This window comes from Paraburkholderia aspalathi, assembly GCF_900116445.1.
Lineage (GTDB): Bacteria > Pseudomonadota > Gammaproteobacteria > Burkholderiales > Burkholderiaceae > Paraburkholderia > Paraburkholderia aspalathi.
The window spans coordinates 348,059-362,807 of record NZ_FPBH01000005.1; the positions used below are offsets into that span (position 1 = coordinate 348,059).

Below are 14,749 nucleotides of genomic sequence, written 5' to 3' on the forward strand. Positions count from 1 at the left end.
ACAAGCGCCGAGCATCCAAACACCTTATGCCTTCAACACCGAAGCCGCCACGTCCTCCCGCGACTGCACCTGCAAAACCGCATCCCGCTTATCGAGCAAATGCTGCCGCAGAATCGCGCTCAACTTCTTCCCATCTCGTGCCTCGAGCGCCTTCAACATCTCATCATGATCATGAATCGCGCTATCCCACTTGGGGATCTGAAAATTCGACCGGAATCGCAACGCCTGCAAACGTCGATTAACCGCGACATAAGTCTGCCGCAGTGCTGAATTCCTCGCCGCCTCATTGATCTTGTCGTGAATCGCCTGGTTGCGGCTGTAGTACCCAGCCAGATCGTTCTGCGTCCGGCAAGCCAGCATCGCGTAATGCAACGCCTTGATCTCGGCGAGTTCCGCAGCCGTCATCCGCTCCGCCGCCAGTTCGCCGGAAAAAGCTTCAAGACCGCTCATCAGTTCGAAGGTCTCGCGCAACTCCGCTTCCGACATTTTCGACACCGACGCACCGCGATTCGGCGAAATCTCGATCAGCCCTTCGGCAGCCAGAACCTTCAGCGCCTCCCGCAACGGCGTGCGCGAAATCCCAAGCGTCTCGCACAACTCGCGCTCGTTCAGTTTCTTGCCCGGCTCGAGCACCCCTTCGACGATAAAGCGGCGAATGTGCTCCACCACCGTGTCGTGCAAACGCTGACGCTCAACCTTCGGCATCAGCGGAGAAGCGACCACACCCGCATCGAAATCCGAATTTTGCATACAAAAGCCCTCAACATCGTGTTAGGTACGATTTTATCGGAACCATGCAGATTAGTTAATAGCACGGGTAAACACCGGTATCAGCAGGCAATTTTCGCCTTGGGATCGTCACGGATCATCTGATATAGTTTTTTGCATGCAAAATTCAATCGGAGGAGCCCAATGCTCAAGCTAGACTTTCATCCCGCTGGCCGTCACTTTCTGCAGATTCCGGGTCCGAGCCCGGTGCCCGATCGCATTCTCCGTGCGATGAGCTACCCGACCATCGATCACCGCGGCCCCGAGTTCGGCGAACTCGGTCTGAAGGTGCTCGAAGGCATCAAGAAAATCTTCAAGACGCAGCAACCGGTGGTGATCTATCCGGCCTCTGGCACCGGCGCGTGGGAAGCGGCGCTATCGAACACGCTGAGCCCGGGCGACAACGTGCTGATGTTCGAAACCGGCCACTTCGCGACGCTGTGGAAAAAGATGGCGGAAAGCCTCGGGCTGAAGCCTGAGTTCCTCGGCCTGCCTGGTATTGAAGGCTGGCGGCGCGGGGTTCAGCCGGACATGATCGAAGAGCGTCTGCGCGCCGACACGCAACACGCGATCAAGGCCGTGTGTGTCGTCCATAACGAAACCTCGACGGGCGTCACCTCGGACATCGCCGCCGTGCGCCGCGCGATCGACGCAGCCGGTCACCCGGCACTGCTGCTGGTCGACACGATCTCGGGTCTCGCCTGCGCCGACTATCGCCATGACGAATGGGGCGTCGACGTCACTGTGTCAGGCTCGCAAAAGGGTTTGATGCTGCCGCCGGGTATCAGCTTCAATGCGATCTCGCCGAAGGCATTGGCCGCCAGCAAGCAGGCCAAATTGCCGCGCAGCTTCTGGGACTGGACCGACATCGTCGAGATGAACAAGACCGGTTACTGGCCGTACACGCCGAACACGAACCTGTTGTATGGGCTTCATGAGGCGCTGGAGATGATTCTCGGCGAAGGGCTCGACAACGTGTTCGCCCGTCACGAGCGTCTCGCCGAAGCCACCCGCCGCGCGGTCCGCGCGTGGGGTCTGGAGATTCAGTGCGCGGATCCCGCTGTGTATAGCCCGGTGCTGACCGGCGTGATGATGCCCGAAGGCATCGATGCCGACGCCGTGCGCAAGCTCATCTACGAACGTTTCGACATGTCGCTCGGTACGGGCCTCGGCAAGATGAAAGGCCGCATGTTCCGCATCGGCCACCTTGGCGACTGCAACGACCTGATGCTGCTGGCGACGCTGGCCGGTTGCGAAATGGGACTGCGGCTCGCGGGTGTGCCCCTCAAGGAAAGCGGCTTGCCTGCCGCTATGGAGTGGTTGAGCCAGCAGACCAAAGCCTCGGGGCTGAAAGCCGCGGCTTAAGCGATGGAGCGCCACGCGCATCGGTGCTCACCACATCGGTGCGTCAGCGCCTCTGCCTGACAGGCAGCAAATAGCAAGCAGCAAGCAGCAAGCAACAGGCATCTCGCAGCAAGGGAAGGCGGGGGCACTTCCCTTACGAAGCCGCACATAGAACGCGGCTCATGGACAACATGCGATGGACCCACAGCGCATGCCGCTGGCGGGCGACGACGCAGCGCGCCATTCCAGGCGCGCCGTCGATAGACTGCAATGGAGAGAGACGATGAAGCGGTTTCGTGTGAGCAGTGCGACCAGTATCGTTCTAGTGATGCTATGCATCATGTACTTCATCACTTACCTCGACCGCGTCAACGTCAGCACCGCGGCCGCAGGATTCGGCAAGGAATTCGGCCTCTCGCATACGGAAGTGGGCCTGGTGTTTTCGGCCTTCGCTTATCCGTATCTGATTTTCCAGATCATCGGCGGCTGGGTTAGTGACCGCTTCGGTGCAAAACGCACGCTGATTTTCTGCGGCGCTATCTGGGGCGTGGCGACGTTGCTGACCGGTTTCGCCGGTGGTCTCGTCTCGTTGCTGGCCGCACGCGTGTTGCTCGGTTTCGGCGAAGGCGCCACGTTTCCTGCTGCGACGTCCGCGATGGCGCGTTGGGTCGCGAAAGAAAAACGCGGCTTTGCGCAGGGCATCACCCACGCGGCATCGCGTATCGGCAATGCGGTTGCGCCTGGCTTGATCGTGCTGGTGATGGCGACCTGGGGCTGGCGCGAATCGTTCTATATCTGCGGCGTGTTCAGCTTGCTGTGGGTGGCGGTGTGGGCGTTCACGTTCACCGAACATCCGAAAGACCATCCGCGTATCACGACCGAGGAACTCGAAGTCCTCCCCGCGCCGAAGCCGAAAGCGGCCCGCGTGCCGTGGGGCAAACTGTTTCGCCGCATGTGGCCGGTCACGATCGTGTACTTCTGCTACGGCTGGACCTTGTGGCTGTTCCTCAGCTGGATTCCGCAGTACTTCCTGCACAGCTATCACCTGCAACTGCAAAAGTCGGCGATCTTCGCCTCGGTCGTGTTCTTTGCCGGCGTACTCGGCGACACGCTCGGCGGCATCGTGACCGACTGGATCTTCACGCGGACCCGCAGCCTGAAGCGCGCCCGGAGCTGGATGGTGTCGGTGTGCATGTTCTTTTGTCTGCTCTCGCTGATCCCGTTGATGTTCACGCACGATCTGTATCTGTCGATGGCGTGTCTCGCTTCGGGCTTCTTCTTCGCCGAAATGACGATCGGCCCGATGTGGGCGATTCCGATGGACATCGCGCCGGAATACTCGGGCACCGCGAGCGGCATGATGAACACCGGCTCGGCATTGGCCGCGATCATCTCGCCGGTGGTCGGCGGATTTCTGATCGACTACTTCGGCAGCTGGGAGTTGCCGTTCGTCGGCAGCATGCTGTTGATGGCGATCGGCGTGGTGCTCGCGTTCCGCATGCAGCCGGAAAGCAAGTTCGCGCTCAATGCGGCCGATGAAGCACACGCCACCACGGGCGTGGGTGCATAAGCAGACCGCGCACCGTTCCCTCTCTTCGCATTCAAAGCAATGACAACATCACTGAGTCAACGTCTCGCCGACGCGCGCCGCAATCACCTGACGCTCGATGCGTTGCCGCCTGAGCAAACGCCCGCCGACGGCACCGCCGCCTACGCGATCCAGCACGAGATCCTGCGCGTACTGGACGCACCCATCGGTGGTTGGAAGATCGGCGCGAAGTCCGACAGCGGCCCGATCCAGGGCGCACCGTTACCGGCGAATGATTTGCACGCCGACGGCGCACGATTACCGCGTGAAGCCTTCGCGCCACTAGGACTCGAACTGGAGATCGCATTCCGCTTCGGCCGCCGCTTCGAGCCGTCGACAACACCCTATAGCGAAGCCGACGTGCACGCAGGTATTGGCTCGATCGGCGCGACCATCGAGATTGTGGCGAGCCGTTACGCTGACTGGCCCAAGGTCGACAAGCTTGCGCAGCTCGCGGATTTGCAGAATCACGGTGCGTTGATCGTCGGCGAATTCACGCCGTATCGCGAGGATTTTCCGTTTGTGACGCCGTCGCTGCAGTTCAGCTTTGACGGGAGTGACGTGGTGGCGACGACACCCGCCAATCCGGCCGGCGATCCGCGGCGCCTGCTGACATGGCTCGTCAATCACGCCACCTCGCGCGGTATCGCGATCACGCCGGAGATGGTCGTCACCACCGGTTCGTACACCGGCATGTTTTTTCCGCAGAGCGCGGGCACAGCGAGCGGGCGTATTGAAGGGCTCGCGCCGATCAGCCTGACGCTGTACTAGCCCGCTTTCCTATAGGCCGACGATATGACGAACCCCACTTCCGCTTTACTCGTCAAGCCGATCCATCTGGTGCCGTCCGCCGCACGGTTGACGTCGCCGCTCGCGCAGCATCTGCGTAAGTCTTTGCGCGGCGACGTGTTGTTCGATGCGGCGAGCCGCGGCCGTTATTCGACCGATGCGTCCATCTATCAGATCACGCCGATCGGCGTGGTGGTGCCACGCAATCAGGACGATCTGCGCATCGCACTGGAAATTGCACGCAGCGAGAAAGTGCCGTTGCTCGCGCGTGGCGCGGGCACGAGCCAATGCGGCCAGACCGTTGGCGAGGCGCTGGTGATCGACACCAGCAAGTGGCTGAACAACATCGTCGAATTCGATGCCGACGCGCGCACAGTGACCGTCGAGCCGGGCGTCGTGCTGGATCATCTGAACGCATGGTTGAAGCCGCATGGCCTATGGTTTCCGGTCGATGTTTCGACGGCTGCGCAGTGCACGATTGGGGGAATGGCCGGCAATAACTCGTGCGGCTCGCGCTCGATCGAATACGGCAATATGGTGCACAACGTCGAAGCGATCGACGCCATTCTCGCCGACGGCAGCGAAGCGCGTTTCGCTTCATTGCGTGAGGCGCCGCAAGGCGCGCGTTTGCAGCAGATCGTCGAAGGTGTGAAGCGAATTGCTGAGCGGGAGCATGCTGAAATTGTCGAACGCGTGCCGAAAGTCTTACGTCGCGTTGCGGGCTACAACATCGACGTGTTCGATTGCCAGAACCCGCGCGCCTATACCGACGACGGCATCGCGAATCTCGCGCATCTGCTGGTCGGTTCGGAAGGCACGCTTGCGTTTAGCCGGCAACTGACGCTGAAGCTCGCGCCACTGCCGACACATAAGACACTGGGCGTGGTCAACTTCCCGACCTTCTGGCAGTCGATGGATCTCACGCAGCACATCGTCAAGCTGAAGCCGGTGGCCGTGGAGCTGGTCGATCGCACGATGATCGATCTGGCGATGAGCAATCCCGCTTTCCGTCCGGTGATCGAGAAAGCGCTGGTCGGCGAGCCGCAGGCCATTCTGCTGGTGGAGTTCGCGGGCGAGGACCGCGATCAGCAACTCGCGTCGCTCAAACAACTCACCGAACTGATGGCCGACTTGGGCTTGCCCGATTCGGTCGTCGAGATGCCTGCCGCGAACGAACAGAAAGCGCTGTGGGAAGTCCGCAAAGCCGGACTGAACATCATGATGAGCATGAAGGGCGACGGCAAACCGGTCTCCTTCATTGAAGATTGCGCGGTGCCGCTCGAACACCTGGCGGAATACACAAGCCGTTTGACTGAAGTCTTTCATCGCAACGGCACCGAAGGCACCTGGTATGCACATGCGAGTGTCGGCACGCTGCACGTGCGGCCGATTCTCGACATGCGGCGCGACGGCGCGGTGAAGATGCGCGCGATCGCCGAAGAGGCGGCGGCCCTGGTGCGCGAATACAAAGGCGCATATTCCGGCGAGCACGGCGACGGTTTGTGCCGTGGCGAATGGGTAGCGTGGCAATACGGGCCGCGTCTGAATCAGGCATTCACGGAGATCAAGGCGCTGTTCGATCCGGACAACCGCTTCAATCCTGACAAGATCGTGCGTCCGCCGAAGATGGACGACGCACGCAACTTCCGCTTCGCGCCAGGCTACGAAGCGCAGCGGATCGATACCGCGCTCGACTGGTCCGTATGGAACGTTGAACGCGATCCGCTGACGGGGCGGGAGACGCTGCCGGGCAGCGGCAACGACCTGTCGGGCGGTCTCGCGAAGGCCGTCGAGATGTGCAATAACAACGGCCATTGCCGCAAGTTCGATGCGGGCACCATGTGCCCGAGTTATCGCGTGACGAAAGATGAGCAACATGTGACGCGAGGACGTGCGAATACACTGCGTCTCGCGATCTCCGGGCAACTCGGCGAAGCAGGACTCGCTAGCGACGACGTCAAGGACACGCTCGACCTGTGCGTTTCGTGCAAGGGATGCAAGCGCGATTGCCCGACGGGCGTCGACATGGCGAAGTTCAAGATCGAAGCGCGGGCGGCGCGTGTCAAACGGCATGGGCTGCGTCTGCGTGACAGGTTGGTCGCCTTCATGCCGCGCTATGCGGCAACGGCGAGTCGCTTGCCAGGATTGATGGCATTGGCCGACAACGTGCCGGTGTTGTCGGCGTGGTTCAAACGCTCGGTCGGCTTTGCGCCTGAACGTACGTTGCCGCGTTTCAAGAAATCGTTCCTGGCGAGCGCGTCGGCGGCCAAACCACCTCAAGGTGGCGCGCTGAAAGAAGTGCTGTTGTTCGTCGATACATTCAACAACAACATGGAGCCGGAAAACGCGCGCGCCGCGCAGCAGGTGTTGGAAGCTGCGGGTTACACGGTGCACTTCAATGCGCGCCAGGGCGAGCGCCCGGTGTGTTGCGGCCGCACTTTCCTCGCGGCTGGTTTGGTCGATGAAGCGAAGCAGGAAGCGCGACGCATGCTCGATCTGTTCAAGCCGTTCGTGGAGCGTGGCGTGCCGATCGTCGGGTTGGAGCCGTCGTGTTTGCTGTCGTTGCGCGACGAGTTTCTGCACTACGGTTTCGGTGACGAAGCGCAACGTCTTTCGAAGCAGGCGTTTCTATTCGAAGAGTTTCTGGTGCGCGAGGAAAAGGCCGGGCGCTTGCAACTTGCGTTGAAGCCGTTGGCGAAAGAGCAGGCGCTTGTACACGGCCACTGCCATCAAAAGGCCTTCGACGCGTTCACGCCGGTGCAAACCGTACTGAACTGGATTCCTGAGTTGAAGGTGTCGACGGTCGAGTCGTCGTGCTGCGGTATGGCGGGTAGCTTCGGCTACGAAGCCGAGCATTACGCGACATCGCAGGCGATGGCGGAGCTGTCACTGCTGCCCGCGGTGCGCAAGATCGACGGCAATACGGTGATGGTCGCGGACGGCACGAGTTGCCGGCATCAGATTCATGATGGCACAGGCATCGACGCAATCCATGTGGCGCGTGTATTGGCGATGGCGTTGCAGTGAGGGAGGGTGGTTGGCCGCGGTTGGCCCTTATGCCGCGCCCACCACCTGCCGATACACCGTCGGCGCCACACCGACGCTCTCACGAAAACGATGGCTGAAATGGCTGGCGTTCGCATAGCCGCATTGTTCGGCGACCTGTGCGAGCGGCAGCCTGGTCGTGCGCAGCAGTGTGCGTGCACGTTCGAGCCGTTGCTGCGCGATCCAGGCAGCAGGCGGTAGTCCGAACGACGTGCGGAACATGCGCGCAAGATGAAACTCCGAGAGCGCCGCGACACCGGCAAGCTCACCGAGCGTGAGCGTTTGCTCGAGATGGTTTTCGATGTAGTCGCGCAAGCGCCGCCGGGTCGCAACCGACAGACCGCCCTTGAGCGACGTATCCGTGCGACGCACGCCTTGTGCGCGCAGCAGCAGACTCAACACCTCGTGCGCCGTCTCATTGGTCCGCAGCAGGCCATCAGGATCCTGCCAGTCTTCATTCGCGAGCGACTGACACAGGTGCGCGATGCGGGCGTCTTCGAAATAGGTGCGATCAGCCAGCGTCAGTTCGCGTGGCTCGCGATCGAGTTCCTGCACAGCGCGCTGCGTGAAGTGTTCGGGCAGGAAGTAAAGATGCATGAAATGCATATGGCCGCGCACCCACCAGCGCGACTCATGCTCGCCGGGCAACGCGCAAAGCCGCGACGGCGCGCCGTAGCGCCCGGGCATTTTCTGACGTTCGGTGCGATAGCCGCCGTCCAGATAGCACGACAGAGTGTGATGGCCGGGGCGGTCATAGACGGTCTCGGCTTCCTCCGTGTCGCGGGTCCAGACGGCAATGGCGAGCCGGTCGCCGAGCCACGCGAAGCGTTCGAGATTCGCGTTGGCGCTCTGCAGCGTGTGACAGACCGACTGAAGGCCGAACGGCGTTTCGGTGGATTCGATCACAGTGGCGGGCGGTCTGACGTTCACGGAACGAGCGGGATGCATTCGATGACAGGGTAAGCGTCAGTATAGGGCGAGCGATTGCCGGCCGCTCACGCCTCCGAAAAAGTGCGCAATCCTGGACAAGTGCCGCCGCCGCCGCTGCAGCATAGTTGGGTTTCCGCTTTTTGCTGCTGCAGGCGCTGCCATGAACCTTTCGCTCTATGCCGTCACCGTGCTGATCTGGGGCACCACTTGGATCGCCATCAAATGGCAACTGGGCGCGGTGCCGCCGCCAGTGTCGATTGCGTGGCGTTTCTGGATCGCGGCGCTGGTGCTGTTCGCGCTGCTGCGCATCATGCGCCGGCCTATCTGGCCGCCGCGTGCCGCGTGGCGCTTCCTCGCCGCGCAAGGCCTAGCGCTCTTCTGTCTGAACTTTCTGTGCTTCTACTATGCCGAGCAGGTGGTGCCGAGTGGCCTTGTCGCGGTGGTGTTTTCCACCGCGCCGCTGCTGAATTCGATCAACGGCCGGCTTTTCATGGGACGTCCTCTGCAACCGTCGGCGATTGCCGGGGCGGCGTTGGGGCTCGTCGGCATCGTGTGCCTGTTCGTGCAGCAGATGGCAGGACACCTGGGCGACCACACGGTATGGTTGGGACTCGCGATCGCGTTCCTTGGCACCTTGTGCTTTTCAGCGGGCAATCTGCTGTCGAGCCGGATGCAATCGATGGGCTTGCACCCGTTCGCCACCAATAGCTGGGCCATGCTGATCGGCGCCGGCGTCCTGACGGTGGGAAGCGCGCTGGCCGGCTTTTCGTTCTCTATCGAACCCGACGCGCGTTATCTCGGCGCGCTCGCTTATCTGGCGATCTTCGGCTCGGTGATTGGCTTTACCGCGTACCTGATGCTGGTTGGGCGCATCGGGCCAGAGCGAGCCGCTTACTGCACCGTGCTGTTTCCGATTGTTGCGCTGGCGGCGTCGACGGTATTCGAAGGCTACCGATGGTCCGCGTTGGCGGTGCTCGGCCTCCTGCTGGTGGTGGCGGGGAATCTGGTGGCGTTCGATCTCACACGGCGGCTCTTTGTGCGGCGGGTGAGGACATCCTAATCCGCGGCGGCCCACTCCGGCCGCTTTCCCATGCTGTCGAACAGTTCGAGTATCGTCGCTTTGACCTTCTGCACGGCGTTGCTGAGCAAGGCCGTGTCGTGCCAGCAGAGTGACAGATCGCGCGAGAACAACCGGTGATCGACCTTGGCAAGCTTGAGCTTGTGTTCATCGAGTTCGACGTGTGCAGCCGTCCACGGCAGGATCGTCACGCCTAGTTTTGCCATCACCGCCGCGAACAACAACGCGGTGGAACTGGCCTCGAACAGAATCTCGCACGGCAGCCCGGCTTCGCGCAGCGCCCACTCGACGCGGCTGCGAATCGTATTCGGCGCGCTCGGCAGGATCAGCGGCATGCGCGCGAGTTCGGCGATCGACACCGGCTCACGCGGCATCTGAAATTCCGGCCACGCAATCAGATAGAGCGCCTCGGTGAGCAACCTCTGCGCGGCCACCCCGCGAGTTTCGACTGCATCCACCACGACGGCCAGATCCACCCTCCCGCTACCGATCAGGCTGCCGAGCTCCGCGCTCGGTGCTTCGAGCAACTCCAGCGCGATGCCGGGGTAACGGTCGCGGATTGTGCGAGCAAGCGGGATCGCCATCATCCGCGCCGTGCTCGACGGCATGGCGACCGACACTCGGCCCTGCGGCAGCTCGGCGTCCTGGCGCAGGAGTTCGCGCGTGCTGTCGGCCTGGCGCAGCAACTCGACCGCGTGTCGGTAAAGCGTTTGCCCGGCGGCGGTGGGCGCCACGCCTTGCACGCTGCGCTCGAGCAACTGCATCCCCAGATCGCGCTCCAGATTGCGCATCTGCTGGCTGATTGCGGGCTGCGCGATATGCAGCGCCTCGCTCGCGCGGGTCACGTTCCCGCACTCCACCACTTTGACGAAATACCGCAGTTGCCGCAGGTCCATGCGCGTCGCTCGCTCCTTCATCCCATAACGAAATCCGATTGAGCTAGAGAAATATCATATTTTTCGATTATCGAGCGCATTCTTATACTCAAACCACAAAAACCGAAGCGTGCCCAGCGTGAGTTGTCTGGCGCCGCTTCAAAACGGCCGGCTGCTGCTGGTCAGGAGACGAGCATGTCGAAAGTGATCGATGCATCGACGCCCGGGCTCAAGCCCGGCCGCACGCCCCTCACCCGCGAGCAGATCGGCGGCTTCTGGGCGGTTTACTCGGGATGGGTGCTGGATGGTGTGGATTCCGTGATCTACGCGTTGGTGCTGATTCCGGCGCTCACCGAGTTGCTGCCCGTCTCGGGCATTGCCGCGACGCCCGGCAATCTCGGCATGTACGGCTCGATCCTGTTCGCGCTGTTTCTGATCGGCTGGGGGCTGTCGTTCATCTGGGGGCCGCTCGCCGACCGCTTCGGGCGGGTCAAGACGCTGGCCGCGAGCATCCTCATCTACTCGGTGTTTACCGGCGCCGCTGCGTTCGCGCACAACGTCTGGGAGCTGGCTGCGTTCCGGCTGATTGCCGGCATCGGCGTGGGCGGCGAATGGGCGCTGGCAGGTACCTATGTCGCCGAAAGCTGGCCGGAGGATCGTCGCAAGATGGGCGCGGGCTATCTGCAGACCGGCTACTACGTCGGATTCTTCCTTGCCGCTTTGCTGAACTACACGGTCGGCGCGACGTACGGCTGGCGCGCGATGTTCCTGTGCGGTCTCGCACCCGCGTTGCTGGCGATTTTCACGGTGCTCAAGGTGAAGGAGCCGGGGCAGTGGCGCAAGGCCACGCATGGCGTCGGTCAGACGAACGTCGCGGCGGTGACCAGGCGCCGTCCGCTGATGGAGATATTCGCGCCGGCTTATCGACGTCGCACGTTGACGAGTGCGAGCCTTGTGGGCGTCGCGATCATCGGCTTGTGGGCCGGGTCAGTCTACGAAGCGAGCGCGGTCGTGACACTGGCGACGCGCGCCGGCATCGACCGCGTCGGCGCTGTACGCCTTGCGTCGATCGGGGCGGCGGTGCTGTCGGTCGGGACGATCCTCGGTTGTCTTGCGGCGCCGTGGCTGGCGGAACGGCTGGGGCGGCGCACGGCGCTCGGGGTGTATTTCGCCGGCATGGCCGTGTCGATCGTGTTGGCTTTCGGCTGGGTCTTCTATTTGCCGAACGGACTCAACCTTTTCATGGTGTCGCTGCTATTCCTCGGCTTCTTCGGCGGTAATTTCGCGATCTTCTCGCTGTGGCTGCCGGAGCAATACCCGACGCGGATACGCGCTACCGCGTTTGCCTTCAATGCGTCGGTGGGCCGCCTGCTCGGCGCCGGTGTGAACTTCCTGCTGGCTGCCGCGATTCATTGGCAGGGTTCGCTCGGGCTGCCGATTGCGTGGACAGCGGCGGCTTTTGTGGTCGGCCTGCTGATCTTGCCGTTCGCTGTCGAGACCCGTCATCAGACCTTGCCGGAATAGTGCTGCGTTGAACGCATCGCTCGCGTTGCTGCCGTCTTTCGTTGGACGCGGCGGGTATGGCGCAAGCGCGTCACTTGGTTGTCCGCAACCGTCGTTAATTCGCTGGAGAAATGAATGCAAGCGTTACAAGGAATCAAGGTCGTTGAACTGAGCCGTGCGCTGTCGGGGCCGTTCTGCTCGATGGTGCTGGCCGATCTCGGCGCGGACGTCATCAAAGTCGAACCAGGCCCGGGTGGCGATATGAGCCGAACCTGGGGGCCGTTCGACCGGGGCGTGAGTACCTACTATCTCTCCTGCAACCGCAACAAGCGCGGCGTGTGCATCGACTTCCGCAATCCGGAAGGACTGGCCGCGATCCACCGGCTGATCGACGATGCCGACGTGGTGATCGAGAACTTCAAGCCTGGAACCATCGAGAGCATGGGACTCGGCTATGACGTGCTCAGCGCGCGCAATCCGCGGTTGGTGATGGGCAGCATCAACGCGTTTGGCGCCGATGGTCCGATGAGCGGCTGGCCCGGTTTCGACCAGATCGCGCAGGGTTATTCCGGCATGATGAGCCTGACCGGTTTCGCCGACGGCGATCCCACGCGCACCGGCACCGCGATCGGCGATCTGAGTTCGGGCATGTGGCTCGCGATGGCGATACTGTCCGCGTTACTGGAGCGCGAGCGAACCGGGCGCGGCCAACACGTGAGCACATCATTACTTGCGAGTCTGGTGGGCCTCTTGAGCGTGCATGGCCAGCGCTACCTGAGCCTTGGCGACATTCCGCGCCGTACCGGCAACGCGCATTCGGTGATCGCACCGTATGGCGTATTCGAAACCGCCGATGGTCCGCTCAACATTGCGCCGATTACGTCCGACATGTGGTTGCGCTTGTGCCAATTGCTCGATTTGCCCGCATTGCCGGACGACCCGCGCTTCGCGACGAATGAGGCGCGCGTCGCGCATCGCGATGAATTGAAGGCTGCGCTGGAAGCGCGTTTGAAGACGCGCGGCAAACGGGAGTGGACAGAGTTGTTCATCGGCGTGGGATTGCCTGCCGGCCCGATCAATACCTTGGACGAAGTGTTCGACGACCCGCAAGTCCAGCATTGCCGGCTGGTGGAAACGGTCGAGCATCCGACCCTCGGCGCATTGCGCCAGGTCGTGACGCCGGTGTCGAGTTCAGCGGTACAGGGCGATTCTTCGCATCACGTCAGCCGCCATGCGCCGCCGGGCCTTGGCGAACATACTGTCGACGTATTGCGCGAGGCGGGTTTCGACGAGGTCTCGATTGAGGCGTTGATTGCTGCGAAAGCGGTGCATCAACAGGGTGGCTATTGTTTGCCGGAGAAGGTATCGGCACGTATGGCAGGGGCTACACAATGAGTCTGATGCAAAACTCAGATCATCCGGTGGAAGTCACGCAATGAACACGCCTAAAAACTTCGAACTCGCGGCGCGAGCCACGCTGTGAATCCGACGCAAAATTCGGAACAGGGCTGTTAGAGTCGCGCAATAAGCATGCCGAAAAAGCTTGAAATACGCTGCGGGAGTTACGCGATGAGCAGGCCGAAAACTTTGGAACACGCTGCAGAGGCCATACGATGAACACACCGAACACATCGCCGTTTACGGTAACGGTCGATATCGTAGATGAACGGATCGCACGCTTGACGTTCAGTCATCCTACCCGCAGGAATGCCCTCAGCGCGGAGTTGCTGCACGCGCTCGACGCACACCTTGTCGATCTCGCGACACAGCGCATACCGGTCGTGATACTTGGCAGCGGCATCGGGCAGGATGTCTGGAGCGCGGGCCACGACCTTGGAGAGCTAGCGGATGATCGCGATCCGATTGCCTACGGCAAGCCGTTGGAGCGGACGTTGCGCCGCGTGCGCGCTTACCCGGGCGTAGTGATCGCGATGGTGTCGGGCTCAGCATGGGGCGGCGCCGTCGATCTGGCGATGAGTTGCGACCTCGTTATCGCCGACGAAAGCGCGCGCTTCGCGATGACGCCGGCGAACATCGGCTTGCCCTATACGACAAGCGGCCTGCTTCGTTTCTTCAACAACTTGCCGATTCACGTATTGAAGGAAATGTTCTTCAGCGCGTTGCCACTCGATGCCGCGCGCGCCGAGCGCTTCGGCGTCATCAACCGCCTGGTCGACAGCGACAAACTGGAAGCAACGGCGCTTGAAATGGCGCGCGGAATCGCAAGCAAGGCGCCCTTGGCGATCCAGGCCGTGAAGGAACAACTTCGGATACTGGAAGACTTGCAACCGATGCCTGTGCAAGCGATGGAACAGATTGCAGAACTGCGTCGGCAAGCATGCGAAAGCGCGGATTTCAGCGAGGGGCTAGCGGCGTTTTCAGAAAGACGTCCACCGGTGTTCAAGGGCAAATGAACACGACGTTCACCTGAGCGAATGACGTTGTTCGAGGGGAGTGGTTCAAGCAACGGTGATGTCCTGAGCGATCGCGCTTGCACCGCCAGCGTTAAAGGTGAGTCTTTCCGGGAGCGAAGAAATAAACGAAAAACACCATTGGTGAGCTTTTCCGGGAGCGAGAAAAGCGCGAAGCGCGTACCCGCAAGCACTTCGCGACAACCCACATGCGCCAAAACGTAGCGATCGGTTTTATGAACGGCTCTTCGGCGCGCGCAGCGCCGCCGGAAGTATGACGCCCTTGTCGCAAGAGCATGTAGTGGCACGAACACAGATTCCAGATGCACCACTACCGGTAGCAAGCTGCGGGACCCACTTAGCAGGGGCTTCTAGCCGCTTTCTTTGCTTATCTTTCTTTGCGGCGGCAAAGAAAGTA

The 14,749-nt window shown here is 61.7% G+C and carries 11 protein-coding genes; 8 read left to right on the top strand and 3 right to left on the bottom strand.

Going from position 1 to position 14,749, the window contains the following annotated elements:
* Window positions 1-24 precede the first annotated feature (24 nt).
* Window positions 25-750, bottom strand: coding sequence for a GntR family transcriptional regulator (locus tag BM438_RS11360; protein ID WP_093634366.1), 726 nt, complete (start codon window positions 748-750; stop codon window positions 25-27).
* 162 nt (window positions 751-912) lie between these two features.
* On the opposite strand from BM438_RS11360, the gene BM438_RS11365 reads away from it, so the two are divergent.
* The 4 genes from BM438_RS11365 (at window position 913) to BM438_RS11380 (ending at window position 7,516) form a co-directional block, all read left to right on the top strand.
* Window positions 913-2,133, top strand: a complete 1,221-nt coding sequence (locus tag BM438_RS11365; protein ID WP_093634367.1) for a pyridoxal-phosphate-dependent aminotransferase family protein — start codon at window positions 913-915, stop codon at window positions 2,131-2,133.
* 262 nt (window positions 2,134-2,395) lie between these two features.
* A complete protein-coding gene (locus BM438_RS11370; protein WP_093634448.1) occupies window positions 2,396-3,682 on the top strand; it encodes an MFS transporter in 1,287 nt (428 codons plus the stop codon).
* Between the two features lie 39 nt (window positions 3,683-3,721).
* Window positions 3,722-4,471: a 2-keto-4-pentenoate hydratase gene (locus tag BM438_RS11375; RefSeq protein WP_093634368.1), complete on the top strand. Its 750-nt coding sequence runs from the start codon at window positions 3,722-3,724 to the stop codon at window positions 4,469-4,471.
* Between the two features lie 24 nt (window positions 4,472-4,495).
* Complete coding sequence (locus BM438_RS11380) at window positions 4,496-7,516, top strand: FAD-binding and (Fe-S)-binding domain-containing protein (RefSeq protein WP_093634369.1); 3,021 nt, start codon at window positions 4,496-4,498, stop codon at window positions 7,514-7,516.
* A 27-nt stretch (window positions 7,517-7,543) separates the two neighbouring features.
* Here the strand turns inward: BM438_RS11380 and BM438_RS11385 are convergent, their stop codons facing one another.
* The gene (locus tag BM438_RS11385; RefSeq protein WP_408403270.1) at window positions 7,544-8,482 is read right to left on the bottom strand and encodes an AraC family transcriptional regulator; all 939 of its coding nucleotides are present in this window, start codon (window positions 8,480-8,482) and stop codon (window positions 7,544-7,546) included.
* 142 nt (window positions 8,483-8,624) lie between these two features.
* Here BM438_RS11385 and BM438_RS11390 point away from each other — a divergent pair, with 142 nt between their 5' ends.
* Window positions 8,625-9,524 carry a DMT family transporter gene (locus BM438_RS11390; protein WP_093634371.1) on the top strand — a complete coding sequence of 300 codons (900 nt, stop codon included), beginning with the start codon at window positions 8,625-8,627 and terminating at the stop codon, window positions 9,522-9,524.
* Here BM438_RS11390 and BM438_RS11395 read toward each other — a convergent pair.
* Complete coding sequence (locus tag BM438_RS11395) at window positions 9,521-10,438, bottom strand: LysR substrate-binding domain-containing protein (RefSeq protein WP_093634372.1); 918 nt, start codon at window positions 10,436-10,438, stop codon at window positions 9,521-9,523. The genes BM438_RS11390 and BM438_RS11395 overlap by 4 nt on opposite strands.
* A gap of 174 nt (window positions 10,439-10,612) precedes the next feature.
* Between BM438_RS11395 and BM438_RS11400 the strand changes: the two genes are divergently transcribed.
* The 3 genes from BM438_RS11400 to scpB all read left to right on the top strand — a co-directional run bounded on the left by BM438_RS11400 (window position 10,613) and on the right by scpB (window position 14,334).
* Entirely contained in the window at window positions 10,613-11,941 is a 1,329-nt protein-coding gene (locus BM438_RS11400) for an MFS transporter (RefSeq protein ID WP_093634373.1), read from the top strand.
* Between the two features lie 114 nt (window positions 11,942-12,055).
* Window positions 12,056-13,315 (top strand): CaiB/BaiF CoA transferase family protein, encoded by a 1,260-nt coding sequence (locus BM438_RS11405; protein WP_093634374.1) that lies wholly within the window; start codon window positions 12,056-12,058, stop codon window positions 13,313-13,315.
* Window positions 13,316-13,533: 218 nt separating this feature from the next.
* Window positions 13,534-14,334, top strand: a complete 801-nt coding sequence (gene scpB, locus BM438_RS11410; RefSeq protein ID WP_093634375.1) for a methylmalonyl-CoA decarboxylase — start codon at window positions 13,534-13,536, stop codon at window positions 14,332-14,334.
* Window positions 14,335-14,749 lie beyond the last annotated feature (415 nt).

What these genes read in the sequence shown, in the direction of transcription:
- BM438_RS11380 (WP_093634369.1), top strand. Translation starts at nt 4,496, where the DNA reads ATGACGAACCCCACTTCCGCTTTACTCGTCAAGCCGATCCATCTGGTG.
- BM438_RS11365 (WP_093634367.1), top strand. Translation starts at nt 913, where the DNA reads ATGCTCAAGCTAGACTTTCATCCCGCTGGCCGTCACTTTCTGCAGATT.
- BM438_RS11395 (WP_093634372.1), bottom strand. Translation starts at nt 10,438, where the DNA reads ATGGACCTGCGGCAACTGCGGTATTTCGTCAAAGTGGTGGAGTGCGGG.
- BM438_RS11360 (WP_093634366.1), bottom strand. Translation starts at nt 750, where the DNA reads ATGCAAAATTCGGATTTCGATGCGGGTGTGGTCGCTTCTCCGCTGATG.
- BM438_RS11385 (WP_408403270.1), bottom strand. Translation starts at nt 8,482, where the DNA reads ATGCATCCCGCTCGTTCCGTGAACGTCAGACCGCCCGCCACTGTGATC.
- BM438_RS11390 (WP_093634371.1), top strand. Translation starts at nt 8,625, where the DNA reads ATGAACCTTTCGCTCTATGCCGTCACCGTGCTGATCTGGGGCACCACT.
- BM438_RS11370 (WP_093634448.1), top strand. Translation starts at nt 2,396, where the DNA reads ATGAAGCGGTTTCGTGTGAGCAGTGCGACCAGTATCGTTCTAGTGATG.
- scpB (WP_093634375.1), top strand. Translation starts at nt 13,534, where the DNA reads ATGAACACACCGAACACATCGCCGTTTACGGTAACGGTCGATATCGTA.
- BM438_RS11405 (WP_093634374.1), top strand. Translation starts at nt 12,056, where the DNA reads ATGCAAGCGTTACAAGGAATCAAGGTCGTTGAACTGAGCCGTGCGCTG.
- BM438_RS11400 (WP_093634373.1), top strand. Translation starts at nt 10,613, where the DNA reads ATGTCGAAAGTGATCGATGCATCGACGCCCGGGCTCAAGCCCGGCCGC.
- BM438_RS11375 (WP_093634368.1), top strand. Translation starts at nt 3,722, where the DNA reads ATGACAACATCACTGAGTCAACGTCTCGCCGACGCGCGCCGCAATCAC.